12 protein-coding genes are annotated in these 14,466 nt (G+C 72.5%); 8 read left to right on the top strand and 4 right to left on the bottom strand.

Annotation, left to right across the window (positions count from 1 at the left end; genetic code table 11):
* Nucleotides 1–87 precede the first annotated feature (87 nt).
* The gene (locus tag AB1046_RS04750; protein WP_369372853.1) at nt 88–999 is read left to right on the top strand and encodes a peptidoglycan recognition family protein; all 912 of its coding nucleotides are present in this window, start codon (nt 88–90) and stop codon (nt 997–999) included.
* A gap of 49 nt (nt 1,000–1,048) precedes the next feature.
* Nucleotides 1,049–1,963, top strand: a complete 915-nt coding sequence (locus AB1046_RS04745; RefSeq protein WP_369372851.1) for a hypothetical protein — start codon at nt 1,049–1,051, stop codon at nt 1,961–1,963.
* 89 nt (nt 1,964–2,052) lie between these two features.
* Here AB1046_RS04745 and AB1046_RS04740 read toward each other — a convergent pair whose 3' ends face one another.
* Together AB1046_RS04740 and AB1046_RS04735 are read right to left on the bottom strand one after the other, a co-directional pair.
* Nucleotides 2,053–3,048, bottom strand: coding sequence for a hypothetical protein (locus AB1046_RS04740; RefSeq protein ID WP_369372849.1), 996 nt, complete (start codon nt 3,046–3,048; stop codon nt 2,053–2,055).
* A gap of 135 nt (nt 3,049–3,183) precedes the next feature.
* Complete coding sequence (locus AB1046_RS04735; RefSeq protein ID WP_369372847.1) at nt 3,184–4,575, bottom strand: FAD/NAD(P)-binding protein; 1,392 nt, start codon at nt 4,573–4,575, stop codon at nt 3,184–3,186.
* A gap of 141 nt (nt 4,576–4,716) precedes the next feature.
* Here AB1046_RS04735 and AB1046_RS04730 point away from each other — a divergent pair, with 141 nt between their 5' ends.
* On the top strand, nt 4,717–5,973 hold the full coding sequence (locus tag AB1046_RS04730) for a hypothetical protein (RefSeq protein ID WP_369372845.1): 1,257 nt from the start codon (nt 4,717–4,719) through the stop codon (nt 5,971–5,973).
* 77 nt (nt 5,974–6,050) lie between these two features.
* The gene (locus AB1046_RS04725) at nt 6,051–6,596 is read left to right on the top strand and encodes a DUF1990 family protein (protein ID WP_369372843.1); all 546 of its coding nucleotides are present in this window, start codon (nt 6,051–6,053) and stop codon (nt 6,594–6,596) included.
* Between the two features lie 30 nt (nt 6,597–6,626).
* On the opposite strand, the gene AB1046_RS04720 is transcribed toward AB1046_RS04725, so the two are convergent.
* Nucleotides 6,627–7,382, bottom strand: coding sequence for an alpha/beta fold hydrolase (locus AB1046_RS04720; RefSeq protein ID WP_369372841.1), 756 nt, complete (start codon nt 7,380–7,382; stop codon nt 6,627–6,629).
* 82 nt (nt 7,383–7,464) lie between these two features.
* On the opposite strand from AB1046_RS04720, the gene AB1046_RS04715 reads away from it, so the two are divergent.
* Nucleotides 7,465–7,704 carry a hypothetical protein gene (locus tag AB1046_RS04715; protein WP_369372839.1) on the top strand — a complete coding sequence of 80 codons (240 nt, stop codon included), beginning with the start codon at nt 7,465–7,467 and terminating at the stop codon, nt 7,702–7,704.
* Nucleotide 7,705: 1 nt separating this feature from the next.
* Here the strand turns inward: AB1046_RS04715 and AB1046_RS04710 are convergent, their stop codons facing one another.
* Nucleotides 7,706–8,560, bottom strand: coding sequence for a hypothetical protein (locus tag AB1046_RS04710; RefSeq protein ID WP_369372837.1), 855 nt, complete (start codon nt 8,558–8,560; stop codon nt 7,706–7,708).
* A 280-nt stretch (nt 8,561–8,840) separates the two neighbouring features.
* On the opposite strand from AB1046_RS04710, the gene AB1046_RS04705 reads away from it, so the two are divergent.
* From AB1046_RS04705 to AB1046_RS04695, 3 genes are read left to right on the top strand one after another with little or no spacing between them, the layout of a single operon-like run.
* Nucleotides 8,841–10,544 carry a pyridoxal-dependent decarboxylase gene (locus AB1046_RS04705; protein ID WP_369372835.1) on the top strand — a complete coding sequence of 568 codons (1,704 nt, stop codon included), beginning with the start codon at nt 8,841–8,843 and terminating at the stop codon, nt 10,542–10,544.
* A complete protein-coding gene (locus tag AB1046_RS04700) occupies nt 10,541–11,977 on the top strand; it encodes a lysine N(6)-hydroxylase/L-ornithine N(5)-oxygenase family protein (RefSeq protein ID WP_369372833.1) in 1,437 nt (478 codons plus the stop codon). Before AB1046_RS04705 ends, AB1046_RS04700 begins: the two co-directional genes overlap by 4 nt.
* Nucleotides 11,974–14,445, top strand: coding sequence for a GNAT family N-acetyltransferase (locus tag AB1046_RS04695; protein WP_369372831.1), 2,472 nt, complete (start codon nt 11,974–11,976; stop codon nt 14,443–14,445). The genes AB1046_RS04700 and AB1046_RS04695 overlap by 4 nt, the downstream gene beginning before the upstream one ends.
* Nucleotides 14,446–14,466: the final 21 nt, after the last annotated feature.

The raw sequence follows: 14,466 nt of genomic DNA, 5'->3' as shown, positions 1-14,466 counted from the left end.
CGGCAGGGGTCGCCTCGCCACCCGCTCGATGGTAGACATGTGGGACATATCCGTAACCTGGGGGGCGCGGTGGCTGAGGTATACGAGATGAGGGGCGACGACGGCACCGTGCTGGAGGTGCTCGGTCCGGACGACGTGCCCCCCGCCAACCCGCAGGCCGTGCCCGAACCGACGGTGGAGCCCGCGCCGCTCGCCGCGGTAAACATCGCGACGCGCGCCTCCTGGGGCGCCCGGTACCAGGACGGCGACCTGACGCTAACCGGTCTGGCGGCCGAGGTCTTCGTGCACCACTCCGTCACGGCGCAGCTCTCGCCCTCCGCGAGCATCGCCGCCGAGGCGGAGCAGATGCGGGCGCTGGAGAGCGTCGGACAGTCCCGGTTCGGCACCGGGATCTCCTACAACGTGGTCGTCTTCCCGTCCGGGCGGGCCTACCAGGGCGTGAGCTGGAACCGCCGAGGCACCCACACCGGCGGGCGCAACAGCACCGCGCGGTCGATCTGCTTCGCGGGAAACTACGAGACCAACAATCCCACCGAAGCCCAGATCTCGACCGCGAACGCCATCTACCACGTGGGCAGGCAGCGCTGGTGGACCCAGGGCGCGCCCCTGCGGGGGCACCGCAACGTCTCCGAGACCGCATGCCCCGGCCAGAACCTGTACGCGCGCCTCGACGACATCCGGATCGACTTGGAGGACTTCCTCATGGCACTGACCGACGAGCAGCAGCGGATCATTCTTGTGAACACCGGCGAGACCGCGACCCGCACGGAGCAGCTCATCACGAAGGTGGACCGGCTGGAGGCCGACGAGGCCGCCCGGCGCGCAGCCCAACGCAACCACGAGGCCGCGTCGGCGGCGCGGGAACGGGCCATGCTCGCCACGATCCGGACCCTGTCACAGAGCGTCGGGGTCGACCCCGAGGTGGTCATGGCGAGGCTCGACGAGACGCTCAACGCGCTCGGCGACGACGACGAGGCCGCAACACCGCCGTCGGCGTGACCGGCGCGATGACCATCGTCTACGGGTGGTCGCAGCTAGTCTCGCGGTTATGACCGACGCCGCTCCGCGCCCCGACACGATCCCCGCCAGCCGCACGCCCGCACCGATCCCGCTCGGGGCCACGCCCCGGCCCGTCGACGGCGCCGACCTGGCCGCCCGGATCCGCGATGCGCTCGCGGCCGAGCTCGGCGGCCAGGTCGTCGGGCTCGGCCATGCCCGGATCGAGGCGGTGCTCGACGGCGCCGACGTGGTGTCCGCGGACATCGACCTGTCGGGCGTCGCCGTGCGGCTCGACGGCGGGTCGGGGAGTCCGGCGTCCGGGACCGGGCCCGACGCCGGGCGGTGGCAGCCCGAGGTCGTCCGGCACGAGCCCGGGACGCTGCGCCGACTGCGCGTGGACGCACACCCGATCGTCGCGGTGGACCTGCCCGTCGACATCACCGCGGAGCTCGAAGGCCTGCGGTTCGACTGGGTGGAGGGTGCGGATGGCCGTACCGGAGTCCAGCCGGTGGAGCCGACCGCCGACACGCCCGTCTCGGGGCACGCGCGGGTCGCCGTGGACAAGGCCGGCCTGGTCGCGACAGCCCGCGGCGTGCTGGCCGTCGTCCTGCTGCAGCAGGGCATCACCCTGACCGGGCTGGACCTCGACATCGAGTCGCAGGGGCCGCGCGCGGCCACGCTCCGGGCCGACGCCGCGATCAAGAAGGGCCTGTTCCTCTCGGCCCGGGTGCAGGCGACGGCCTCGGCCAGCATCGACGAGAACCTGGTGCTCACGGTGCGCGACGTGCAGCTCTCCAGCGGCAACCCGCTGGTGGCGGCGCTCCTCGGGACGGTGCGCAGCCAGGTCGAGGCCGCGACGAGCCGCGACATCGACCTGGCCGAGAGGCTGCCGGACGGCGTCCGGGTGGCGGACGTGCGCCTGGAGATCGGGCAGCAGCTCGTGGTGAGCGCCCGCCTGGTCTGACGCCAGACCCTGACCCTCAACCTGAGGTTGAACCTCACCCAGGTCTCAACCTCAGGCTGAGAGTCAGTGCGTGCTGTCACCGCATGTCGTCAGTACGGGTTGTTCACGTAGGTCCGGTCCAGGGGCTCCGGGATGCGGAAGTAGTTGGCCGCCAGGCCCGCCGGGTCGGTGGCCAGCGCACCGCGGCCCGGGAGGTCGTCGCCGTCGTCCCAGCCCCACGGGGCGTTCGCGGAGTTCGTGGTGCAGGAGATGCCGCCGTCGCCGCAGCTGCCCGAGCCGTCGCCGGCGAAGGTGCCGGCGCTCGCGAAGAGCTGGGTGTTGGCGCGCTGCGCCCAGAGCCCGCCGGACGCCTGGACGTCCACCAGGCGGTAGGCCACGTTCCGGTCGTCCGGGTGCTCCGGCACCTCGGCGCGGCCGGCCGGGTAGTAGATGACACCGTCGCCCACGATGTCGTAGCCCGGGCGCGCCTTGAGGCCGTGGCCCTTGGCCTCCTGGGCGGTGACAGGGTGGGTGAGGCCGTCGTGCGGGTTGGTCGCGAGCTGCAGGGTGCCGTCGATGGTCTCGGCGCCGGCGCCCCACGTGCTGCCCGACGGCGTGTACGAGTAGAAGTTGGTGTGCGCCACGGTGACGGCGCCGCGCAGCACGCCGTACGTCGAGCCGTTCTTCTGGACGGCGACCATGACCCCTTCGCCGTCGTTCTCGTGCTCCGTGTCGAAGATCGAGTCCGACCAGTCCCGCGGGTGGAAGAACATGTAGGTGACGAACCAGTGGGTCGCTGTCTCCTGCACCGAGTAGTACGCGGTGGCCGCGAGCGAGTAGCTGCCGGTGTTGTCCCAGTTGTTGCGGGCGTTCAGATCGCCGTCGAAGTCGTACGCGGCGATGTAGTCCGAGCGGCCGCCCAGGGCGTTGGTGCCGGTCTGGTCCACGTCCTGGTAGTGGATGGGCGCCCAGCGCTGGGCCAGGTCGGCGTTGCTCACGGCCAGCTCGGGGGCCGCCGCCGTCGGGCCCGCCGCAGCTATGCCCAGGGCGACCGCCGCCGCGGTCGTACCGATGGCCAGCTTCAGTGGTCGTGTTGTTCCACGCATGTCTTCCCTCGTCCCGTTCGTTCCGACAGGTAGCGATACAGGTGGTGACACAGGTAGCGATGTCGAAGGAAGACTTCACCGGGGGCATGGCCGCCGGGCAACGCGCGCATGGCACGCGGGTGACGATTTGTCCGTTCAGGCGGAGTGTGCGCCGAGCGGGACGTCCGCGGGCTGGACGTTCGTGAGGAGGTCGTCCGCGAGGAGATCTTCCGCGAGCAGTGCGGCCTGACGGCGCAGGTCCGGGACCGACGTGCACTCCCACTCCAGCCCGCGCCGGGCCAGGCCCATGGCGCGCAGCCGCGGGTGGCCGGTGCCGGCGGCGTCGACCAGGGCGGCGTCGGGCGTGAGGTCGAGACCCGTGCCGAGCGGGTGCGGGCGCAGCGCGCCGCGCGCGAGGAGGGCGTCCACCAGCGGGTTCCAGCCCGGCGACGTCAGGGGCGGGAGCCCGGTGGCGCCCACCACGAGGTCGAACGCGGAGGTGTCCCAGCGGTCCCCGCCGCGCACCTCGGCGACCGTGCCGACGGTGAGCACACCGTCGGCGACCAGGCGGTCCACGTGGGTGCGCATGGCGTGCGACATGCGGTGCCGCACGTTCTCCCAGGAGCGGGCGTGCTCGCGCTGGAACGTCACCCGGTCCTCGGGGCTCAGCCGCGCCCAGGCCGGATTGACCTGCGGCCGGACCGCGTCGATCACTGCCCGCCAGTCCCGGCCCGCTGCACGCTCGGCCGCGACGCGCTGGCGCACCGTGTCGAGCGCCGTGTCGAGCACGGTTGGAGTACCGGCCGCGCCGACGGCACCACACAGGTCGACGTCGATCGCGGGCGGCAGCGGGTCGGCCGCGTGCGCGGCGGGCAGGGTGCCGCCACGGGAGACCGCCGTGAACCGTGCGCCGGGCAGCAGGGGGTGCAGGTGGGTGACGACGTCGAGCGTCGTCAGACCCGTGCCCACGACCAGGACCCGACGGGCGCCCGCCGCGCGGGCGTCGAGGTCGGCCGACCATGCGTCGGCGACGTAACGGTCGCCCCACGGTTCGTACTCGGGCAGCCGTACCGGCGGGGGAGTGCCGAGCGCCAGCACGGCGGAGTCGGCCCGCAGGATGCCGCCGTCGGCCAGCGTGAGGGCGACGGGCCCGTGTTCTCCGTCGCGGTCGTCGATATCGACCACCGAGCCGCGCACGTGCCGCAGCGCAGAGCCCTCCGGCACGTCGATCGACGGCAGCAGCTCGGTGAGGTACCGCCCGAAGTCGGCACGCTGCAGGAACGTCCCCGGACCGGCGGGGACCCTGGCCGGCCCGCACCAGCGCAGGAGGTGCCCGGGATCGTCGTCGAAGGCGCTGAGCCGGGCGACCACGGCGTTGAGCGTGTGCCGCGGGTCGGTGGTCCGGTAGGGCAGCCCGCGGCCGGGCGTCTCGGCCGGGTCGACGAGCAGCACTCGTACGGGCCGGGAGACGGCTGCGGCGCGCAGCAGGTGGGCCGCCAGGATGACGCCGGCGGCGCCTCCCCCGACGACGGCGATGGTCCGCGGCATGGCCCGAGGATATCCGGCGCTGCGAGCGCCCGAGGAATCCGGCCCATGACAAGTCCGGCCCATGACTGCGCTTCGGACATGAGGTACATTCCGGGTAAAAGTACAGGGTGCGCGCAAAGTCGCGCCCGGAACCGGGGAGTCATGACAGCCACGACGACGACACAGTCGGAGCGCCTGGAAGACCTGGTCGCCCACGACGACCTGACGCCGCTGATGGAGACCACCACAAGTGCGGATCCCGCTCAGGTGTACGAGCGGCTGCGCGCCCGGTGGGGCAACGTGGCACCGGTGCTCCTGGAGCCCGGGGTGCCGGCCTGGCTCGCGCTGGGGCACCGCGAGGTGGTCACGGTGCTGCGCAACGAGGGCCTGTACTCGCGCGACTCGCGCGGCTGGAACCTGTTTGCGGACGGCACGGTCGGTCCGGGCAGCGGCGTCGGCGGGGTCCTCGCCCCGCGTGACGGCATCTACTACGTGGACGGGGTGCGGCACCGCCACCTGCGCCGCCTCCTCGACGACGCGTTCGAGAGCGTCGACGAGCACCGGCTCGCGGCCGTCGTGGAGCGCTGGTGCGGCCTCGCGCTGGACCGCGTGCTGGCCGAGGGCGAGGCCGACCTCGTCGCCGACTACGCGCGGGCGGTCCCGCTGCTCGTGATGTCCACGATGTTCGGGCTCGACGCCGACCAGGCGCGCGCCATGCTGAGCCACTCGCGCCGGGTCTTCGAGGCCAAGGGGGCGGCGGGCGGGGAGTCCCTCGACGCCCAGCGGGCTCTCATCGCGGACCTGGTCGCGAGCTGCCGCGCGGCGCCGTCGGACGACCTGACCTCGGCACTCCTGCGCCACCCGAGCGAGCCGACCGACCTGGACGTGCAGAGCGCGGTCTCCGCGACGCTCATCCTGGGCAGCCAGTACGAGGTCGCGTGGATCACCCAGGCGCTGCGCCTGCGGCTCACCGACCCGCGGTTCGACGGCCGGTCCGGTGGCCTGCTGTCGGCGCCCGACACCCTCGCCGCCGTGCTCGGCTCGACGCCGCCCGCGACGAACGCCGCGCCTCGGTTCGTGGTGGCCGACACCACGCTCGGCGGCCGCAAGATCTGGGCGGGCGACGCCGTCGTGCCCGGGATCCTGGGGGCGAGCGCCGAGTCGCGGGCCGCGGGCGACGACATCTGGCTGGAGCCGGCCAACCTGTCCTACCTCACCTGGGGCGCGGGCCCGCACGCCTGCCCGGCGCGCCGTCCGGCGACGGTGATCGCGCAGGTTGCGGTCGCCGAGGCGCTGCGTCGCCTCGGCGGTGTCACGCTGACCGTCTCGCCCGAGGCGCTGAGCGCTACGGGGACGCTGTGGTCGTCGGCCCCGCGAGCACTTCCGGTCCGCTTCGAACAACACCGCCCGGCTCGTTGAATAGTGGTTATCCGCCCTCTCGGGAGGGCGGACAGCCAGCACTCAACTGGCTGGCTCGGGCGGGTACGGTTCCTTCTGTGCAGCTGACCAGGCCGGATCTTGCGCAGGTTCTTGAACGTTCAGTCCCTGCTTGCCCGACGGCGGACCTCGGCTGGCTGGACGCCCCGCCGCCGGGCGCCCGGGTGCTGCGGGAGCGGGTCGTGCTCGACCAGGGCGCGTCGCTCACGGCCACCGCGGACGCGCTGTTCGGCTGGGGCATCCATCGCGGCGCCGGCCTGGTCATCGCGCCGAGCGGCCCGGCGGAGATCGGTACGACGGTCGTGCAGGGTGTGCGGGTGGGCCCGCTCTGGTTCACCGCCCCCTGTCGCGTGGTCGACGTCGTCCGGGAGCCCGACGAGATCGGCTTCACCTACGCCACCCTGCCGCACCACCCGGAGACGGGGGTGGAAGCGTTCCGCGTGCTGCGTGACGACGGCGTCCCGTCGGGTCTCGTCTTCGAGATCCACGCGGTGGCCCGGCACGACTTCTGGGGCTCACGGATCCTGCCGCGGGTGGCCCACCGGGTCCAGGACCGGGTGACGCGCGGTTACCTGGCGGCCGCGCTGGCGGTCGGGGCCCGGTAGCTGGCGCCGGGTAGCGCGGGCCGGAAAGCCTCAGGCCGGGTACTCGGCCAGGAACTCGGTGATGAGCGCCGTGACCTCGTCGGGGCGCTCCAGGTTGGGCAGGTGGCCGGCCCAGCCGAGCTGCGTGTGCTTGGCGCCGGGGATGCGCCCGGCCAGGTGGTTCGCGACGGCGCGGAAGTGGTCGAGGTCCTGGCCGCCGGAGACGATCAGGGTGTGGGCGCTGATCGCCGCGAGGTCGATCGCCGGGCCGGCCTCCTGGTTGACGTCCTCGCCGGCGCCGAGCTGGACCTGGAACGCGTGGCGCTGCATGGTGCGCACCAGCTCGCGGGCATCGGCGTCGGCGTCGGGCCCGAGCCAGGTGGCGACATTGAGCTCCGTGGCGCCCTCGACGTCGCCGGCCTCCAGCAGCGCGTCCTCGCGCCGGGCGAACCGTTGCAGGGACCGGGTGGCGGGCAGGGCGAAGGCGGAGTTCAGCAGCACGAGGTGCGAGACGAGGTCCGGCCACGCGGAGGCCACCTGGAGCGCCACGTTCCCGCCGGCGGACGACCCGACGACCGCCACCGGGCGCTCGCCCAGCGAGCCGAGCAGGGTCTTCACGTCGCTCGCGTTGTCGAAGGGCTCGCTGGTCAGCGGGGTGTCGCCGTAACCACGCAGGTCGCACCGGATCACGCGGCGCTGCCGGGCCAGGGGAGCGCGCTGGGGGCCCCACATCCGGGAGTCGGCGACGCCCGCGTGCAGGAGCAGCACGGCAGGGCCGGACCCCGTCGTGTCGTGGCTGAGAATCATCCGGCGACGGTAACGGCGGCGGTCCGGCAGTGGCCAGCGCATTCGGTGGACTCCAGTGCGAGCGACGGGTAAGATCGAACACATGTACGAATCAACGGAAGGTCAGGCGTTCGGCCGGCCGAGCGTGCGGGTGGCGGGGCCGCCGGTCGAGGCGGCGTTCGCGGCACTGCTCGACGAGCTGTTTACCGGTCCCCGGGTCACGTACCCGCCGGTCGGGGAACGGCCCGTGCACTACGAGGGGGACGGCCGGCACCGTTCCGGTCAGCGGCGGCACCGGCGCTTCGTGCTGCGCGCCGGTGCCGACCTTGACGATCCGCGCTGAGCTAGACCACTACCGCGAGCACGGCGGCCACCAGGGCCAGCGCGATGCCGACCCAGGCAAAGGTGGTCGCGGTGGCCGCCTTCTTCGTCGCGGCGTCGGTGGCCTCGCGTGCCGCTGATGCGGCTGTCGTGGCCGAGTCCGCCGCGGCTTGGGCCGCGGAGGCGACTGCGCGGACCGCGTCGAGGTCGGTGCGCAGCGCCTCGCTGGTCGCGGAGAGCTCGTCGATCCGCCCCTGCAGCCGCGTCGCCTCGTCGCGGGCGGTCACCGAGACCACCTCGACCGAGCCGGCCAGCTCGTCGAGCCTGAGGTCGAACCGGGCGGTCAGCTCGGCCTCGGCCGTCTCCCGCGCCGCCTCGAAGGCCTTCTCGTGGGCGGTGCCCTGCTTCGCCAGGAGCTCGCGGACCTCCGCACCCTGCTCCTTGAGCGCGACGGTCAGCTCGGCGCGGACCTGTTCCGGCGTGAGGGGCTCGTCGGGCTTGGCGAGGTAGGCGTCGGCCCAGGTCCGCCGGGACTTGTTGCGCTTGCCCGACCCGTTGCCGGATCCGGATCCGTCGGCGACGGCGTCCTTCTCCTCGCCCTCTTCCTCGGTCAGGCGGTCGAGCGCCTCGGCCGCGGCCTTGACCGCCGGCGGGGTCTCGACCGGCACCTTGGTGCCCTTCGGTGGCGCTGTCATCGATGTCCTGGCCCCCTTGGGCGCCGCGGCGTCCGCCACGGGTGCGGCGTAGTCGGCGTCCTCGGTGTCGGCCGAGGCGGACTCCGGGATCTTGATGGGCTTGGTCAGCAGAGCCCGTAGGCGGTCCATCCGCTCAGTCTTCTCGCCGCCCTCGGACTGAGGCGCGTCGCTGTCACTGCTCATGGGGGAAACGTACCGATGTGGGGGCTCTATGCCCAGGATTGCGCGGCGTTTCGCTCAGAGTTTCTTGGTGAGGTTCTGCGTGAGGTGCCCTGAGCAGGCTTGTCGCGAGCGGGAAGCGAGCGCGGAGCGAGCTCGGAGTGACGGGCGCCACGTACCTTGTTTCACCCACGTCTTGACGAGGGTCTCCGAGCGATTAAGTTAGGTCAGGCAAACCTAAGTGTTCGCTCCGCCGTCCGGTCCGGACGGCGTTCCTATCATCCCTCCACGAGGAGCCTTCCGCATGCCCTCACGCCTGCCCGCAGTGACGCAGCCAGTGACCAGCGCACCCGCCCCGGGTGCGCGCCACGACACGACCGCGCTGCTGCGCGGGGCCACCGCGAGTGCCTATACGGAGACAGTCCGCGACGTCGTCGACGACGTCGCGGCCCGGCTGAGGGCCGTGACACAGCCGTTCTCCGGGGCGAGCCGCTCAGAGCTGCAAGGGCTGGTGGACGCGGTGGACCTCGACGGCCCGCCGTCGGGCACGCAGGAGGCGCTGCGCGAGGCAGCGGACCTGTATGCGAAGCACACGATCTGGTTCCACGAACCCACCTACGCGGCACACCTGAACTGCCCGGTCGCACTGCCTGCGGTGGGCGCCGAGGCGATGCTGGCCGCGATCAACACCTCGGTCGACACCTACGACCAGTCCACGATCGCGACCCTGATGGAGCGTCGCCTCGTGGACTGGACGGCGGGCCGCATCGGGTTCCCGGTCACCGGGAGAGCCGATGGCGCCGACGGCATCTTCACCTCTGGTGGCACCCAGTCCAACTTCCAGGCCCTGTTCCTGGCCCGCGAGAAGGCGCGCCGCACCGGTACCCGCCTGGAGTCCATGCGCATCCTCGCGACGGCCGTGAGCCACTTCAGCGTCGCCAAGTCCGCGCTGCTGCTCGGCCTGCCCGACGACGCAGTGGTCGCCGTCAGCACCGACGCCGACGGCAGGATGAGCCCGGACGCCCTGGCGGAGACCCTCGTCGACATCGAGCGCACCGGCGACACCGTGATCGCCGTCGTCGCGACCGCCGGCACCACCGACCGCGGCTGCATCGACCCGCTCGGCGCGATCGCCGACCTGTGCGACGCCGTCGGCACCTGGCTGCACGTCGACGCCGCCTACGGCTGCGGGCTGCTGGTGAGCACCACGCGCCGCCACCTGCTCGCCGGCATCGACCGCGCCCGCAGCGTCACCGTCGACTTCCACAAGTCGTTCTTCCAGCCCGTGTCCTCCAGCGCGCTGATCGTCCGGGAGCGTACGGACCTCGCGCCCGTGGCCTGGCACGCCGACTACCTCAACCCGCCCGAGAACGCCGAACCCAACCAGGTCGACAAGTCCCTGCAGACCACACGCCGCTTCGACGCGCTCAAGCTGTGGGTCACGCTCCGCGCGCTCGGGCCCGATGGCGTCGGCGCCATGGTGGACGCCGTCTGCGACCTGGCCGCCGCCGTGCACCAGGACCTCGCGCACGACAACGACTTCCGGCTCGTGGGCACCACCGACCTGTCCACCGTCCTGTTCCGCTACCAGCCCGAGGGGCTCGACGCCGCACGCGCGGACGCCCTCGTGCCGCAGGTGCGGCGCGTGCTGTTCGACTCGGGCCGCGCACTGGTGGCCAAGACCGTCATCGACGGCCGCCCCTGCCTCAAGCTCACCCTGCTGAACCCCGACGCCACGCTCGCCGACATCCGGGGCGTGCTGGAGCTCGTCCGCTCCGCCGCGCACGGCCTGCTCGCGGGGGAGGCGCTCGCCGGCACCGAGGAGCCACCCTGCCGCGACGTGCACCCGCGGCTCGCGCGCGCTGATCTGGACGGCGCAGGCCTGGACCACGCGAATCTGGACCACGCGAATCTGGACCACACGGACCTGGACCACGCCGACCTGCACCGCACAGACTTGACCACCGAGCTAGACGCTGACCCGGATACCGACGGAGAGACCAGATGACCGCCCCGACCACGACCTACGACCTGCTCGGCATCGGGATCGGCCCGTTCGACCTGGGCCTCGCGGCGCTCGCGGAGCCCCTGGCCGACGTCGACGCGGTGTTCCTCGACCAGCGCGAGGCCTTCTCCTGGCACCCGGGGATGCTGATCGAGGGCACCACCCTCCAGGTCCCGTTCCTGGCCGACCTGGTGACGATGGCCGACCCGACGTCGTCGTACTCCTTCCTGGCCTGGCTCAAGGCGACCGGGCGGCTGTACCCGTTCTACGTCCGCGAGTCGTTCTACCCGCTGCGCGCCGAGTACGACCAGTACTGCCGCTGGGTGGCCGAGCAGCTGCCGAGCCTGCGCTGGGGGCGGCGGGTGATCAGCGTCGTGCGCGTGCCGGACCCGGCCGCGACGGCCGACGGCATCGGGCCCGACGGCATCGGGCCCGACGACGGCGCGCTCGACGGCAGCTACCTGTTCGAGGTGACTGCCCAGACCGCCTACGGCGTCGAGAAATACTGTGCCAAGCACCTTGTGCTGGGCACCGGGACCCAGCCGCGGCTGCCGGAAGCCCTGAGCGGGCTCGACGGCGCGGGCCCGGTGGTGCACACCAGCGACTACCTGTCGCGCCGGGCGGAGCTCGCCGCGAGCGGGTCGGTGACGGTGGTCGGCAGCGGGCAGTCCGCGGCCGAGGTCTACCGCGACCTGCTGGAGGGCTGCGGCACCGGGCCGGGGGAGCACCGGGTGGACTGGGTGACCCGCTCGCCGCGGTTCTTCCCGATGGAGTACACAAAGCTGACGCTGGAGATGACGTCGCCCGAGTACACCGACCACTACGTGTCCCTGCCGATCGAGCAGCGCGACGTCCTGGGGCGCGAGCAGCGCAACCTCTACAAGGGCATCAGCGGCGACCTCATCGACGACATCTACGACACCCTCTACCGCAAGTCCGCCCTGGGCGCGCAGGTGCCGACCACGCTGCTCAGCGACACCGAGGTGGTCGCGTCCCGGTTCGACGCCGACGGCGCGGGCGGGGCCGGCGAGTACGTCCTCACGCTCCGCCACGCCCAGCTCGGCACGACGGCGGAGCACCGCACCCGCGCGGTGGTGGCCGCCACGGGCTATGCCGCCTCGGTGCCCGGCTTCCTCGCGCCCGGCCTGGTCAACCTCGACGCGCGCGGCCGGTACGACGTCACCCGCAACTACACGGTCGACGACGACCGGCGCATCCACGTGGTCAACGGCGAGGAGCACACCCACGGCGTGACCGCGCCCGACCTCGGCTTCGGGGCCTGGCGCAACTCCGTGATCCTCGCCGGCATCACGGGCCGGGAGCCGTACCCGATCGAACGCCGGACTGCCTTCCAGCAGTTCGGCCTGCCGGACGCCGGGCTCGACGAGATCCGCAGCGACAACACGAGCGACAACAAGATGGAGGCAGCCCGATGAGCGCCCCGACCACCGTGCACCTGTACAGCACCACCACCCGGCTCGGCGAGATCACGCTGGAGCCCGTTGTCCCGGCACGCGACGCCGACCTGGTCCAGGAATGGCTCGCGCACCCCTCGGCCTCCTACTGGCAGATGGCCGACCTCCGGGTCGACGAGGTGCGCGAGTACCTGGTCGGCATCCAGTCCCGGCCGCACGAGGCCGCCTGGCTGGGCCGCCTCGACGGCGAGCCGGTGTTCCTGACCGAGACCTACGACCCGGCGCACGTCGTGCTCGACGGCGTCCACGACGCACAACCCGGCGACGTCGGCATGCACCTGCTCGTCGCCCCGCCCGCGACCCCGCGGCACGGCCTCACGGACGCCGTCATGACCGCAGTCATGCGGTTCTGCTTCACCGAGGCCGGCGCCGCCCGGGTCGTCGTCGAGCCCGACGTCCGCAACCGGAAGATCGCCGCGAAGAACGCCGCAGCCGGGTTCCGCGTGCTGCGCGAGGTAGACCTCGGCCACGGCGCGCACGCGAAGCGCGCCGCCCTGAGCGTCGCCACCCGCGCCGACTTCGTGACGTCCGCCCTCGGCGACGGCGCGCACCTCGCCGAACGCCTGACCACTGAACACCTGACTGCCGGGCACCTGACCCCGGAGCACATGCAGCACGCGCACCGGCACCTCGCCGCCAAGGTGCTCGCCGAGCTCGCCCACGAGCGGCTGTTCCAGCCGGAGCTCGACGCCACCCTGCCAGGAGAGGCCCCGGGCGAGGCGCCCGGCACCTACCGCCTCACCCTCGACGCCGTCAGCTACCGGTTCACCGCCCGCCGGTACACCCTGGAGCACTGGGTCATCGACCCGGCGTCCATCCGCCGCACGGCCGACACCGGGGTAGGCGGCGACGTCGCCCTGCCCGTGGACGCGCTGGAGCTGATCACCGAGCTGCAGCCGCTGCTGCAGGTCCCGGACGACATGCTGGCGACCTACCTCGAAGAGCTCTCCTCCACCCTGGCCAGCGCAGCCGCCAAGCGCGAGCGCGAGCTCGACGGGAGCACCCCCTCGGTCGCCGGGCTGCTCGCGAGCGCGCAGGCCGCGTCCGACACGCACACCGTGGCGGAAGCCTTCCAGCAGACCGAGGCCGCCATGTCCGAGGGACACCCCGGCTTCGTCGCGAACAACGGCCGCATCGGCTTCTCCCTGAGCGACTACCGCGCCTACGCCCCCGAACGCGGCGCACGCATGCGCATGCTGTGGCTCGCCGCCCGCCGCGAGCACACCCACCTCTCGCTCGCCGCCGACCAGACCGAAGCCGGCCACTACGGCGCCGAGCTCTCCGCGGCCGAACGGGCCGCCTTCGCCGACCGCCTCGCCGCCCGCGGCCTCGACAGCGCCGACTACCTCTACCTGCCTGTGCACCCCTGGCAGTGGGAGCACCGCGTAGCCATCACGTTCGCCGCCGACGTCGCCCGCGGCGACCTCGTGCCGCTCGGACCCGGATCGGACGAGTACCAGCCGCAGCAGTCCATCCGCACCATGTTCAACCGCACCCGCCCCGAACGGCACTACGTCAAGGTGGCGCTCGCGATCCAGAACATGGGATTCCTGCGCGGCCTCTCCCCGGCCTACATGCGCTCGACCCCGCAGATCAACGACTGGGTGGCGAACCTGGTCGCGAACGACCAGACCCTGCAGGGAGCCGGGTTCAGCATGCTCCGCGAGGTGGCCGCCGCCGGCTACACGGGCGACATCTACCACCGCGCGCCGCTGAACAAGGCGCAGTCCAACCCGCACCGCAAGATGCTCGCCGCCCTCTGGCGCGAGTCGCCCCTGCCCCGGCTCGACACCGGCGAGCGGCTCGTGACCATGGCGAGCCTGCTGCACCGCGACGCGAGCGGAGCCTCGTTCGCGACCGGCCTGATCCGGCAGTCCGGCATCCCGGCCGAGCAGTGGCTGCGCGCCTACCTCGACGCCTATCTCTACCCGCTGGTGCACACCCTGCTCAGCTACGAGCTCGCGTTCATGCCGCACGGCGAGAACCTCATCCTCGTCCTGCGCGACGGCGTGGTGCGCCGCGCCATCATGAAGGACGTCGGCGAAGAGGTCGCCGTGCTGGGGAACCACCCCCTGCCCGACGGCATCGCCCGCATCCGCTCAGTGGTCAGCGACGATGAGAAGGCGCTCGCGATCTTCACCGACGTGTTCGACGGCGTGCTGCGGCACCTGTCCGGCATCCTCGCCGAGGACGGCGTGCTGGGCGAGGACCGGTTCTGGGCGCTGGTCGCCGAGACGATCGACCGGCACGCCACCGAGCACCCGGACCTCAGGACCGGGATCGACCTGCGGACCGAGCGCTTCGCGCACTCGTGCCTCAACCGCCTGCAGCTGCGCAACACCCTGCAGATGGTGGACCTGGCCAACCAGTCGGAGTCGCTGATCTACGCCGGCACCCTCGCCAACCCGGCACGGAGAAGACCGGCATGACCCTCAACGTGACAGACAGTC

The organism is Promicromonospora sp. Populi (genome assembly GCF_041081105.1).
In the GTDB taxonomy this organism is placed as follows: Bacteria; Actinomycetota; Actinomycetes; order Actinomycetales; family Cellulomonadaceae; genus Promicromonospora.
The sequence above is the reverse complement of the archived record's forward strand: the minus strand, read 5'-3'. Positions and strand labels throughout refer to the sequence as shown.

Bases quoted from the DNA above. Each gene is read 5' to 3' on its own strand.
- AB1046_RS04750 (WP_369372853.1), top strand. From the start codon at position 88: ATGAGGGGCGACGACGGCACCGTGCTGGAGGTGCTCGGTCCGGACGAC.
- AB1046_RS04745 (WP_369372851.1), top strand. From the start codon at position 1,049: ATGACCGACGCCGCTCCGCGCCCCGACACGATCCCCGCCAGCCGCACG.
- AB1046_RS04740 (WP_369372849.1), bottom strand. From the start codon at position 3,048: ATGCGTGGAACAACACGACCACTGAAGCTGGCCATCGGTACGACCGCG.
- AB1046_RS04735 (WP_369372847.1), bottom strand. From the start codon at position 4,575: ATGCCGCGGACCATCGCCGTCGTCGGGGGAGGCGCCGCCGGCGTCATC.
- AB1046_RS04730 (WP_369372845.1), top strand. From the start codon at position 4,717: ATGACAGCCACGACGACGACACAGTCGGAGCGCCTGGAAGACCTGGTC.
- AB1046_RS04720 (WP_369372841.1), bottom strand. From the start codon at position 7,382: ATGATTCTCAGCCACGACACGACGGGGTCCGGCCCTGCCGTGCTGCTC.
- AB1046_RS04715 (WP_369372839.1), top strand. From the start codon at position 7,465: ATGTACGAATCAACGGAAGGTCAGGCGTTCGGCCGGCCGAGCGTGCGG.
- AB1046_RS04710 (WP_369372837.1), bottom strand. From the start codon at position 8,560: ATGAGCAGTGACAGCGACGCGCCTCAGTCCGAGGGCGGCGAGAAGACT.
- AB1046_RS04705 (WP_369372835.1), top strand. From the start codon at position 8,841: ATGCCCTCACGCCTGCCCGCAGTGACGCAGCCAGTGACCAGCGCACCC.
- AB1046_RS04700 (WP_369372833.1), top strand. From the start codon at position 10,541: ATGACCGCCCCGACCACGACCTACGACCTGCTCGGCATCGGGATCGGC.
- AB1046_RS04695 (WP_369372831.1), top strand. From the start codon at position 11,974: ATGAGCGCCCCGACCACCGTGCACCTGTACAGCACCACCACCCGGCTC.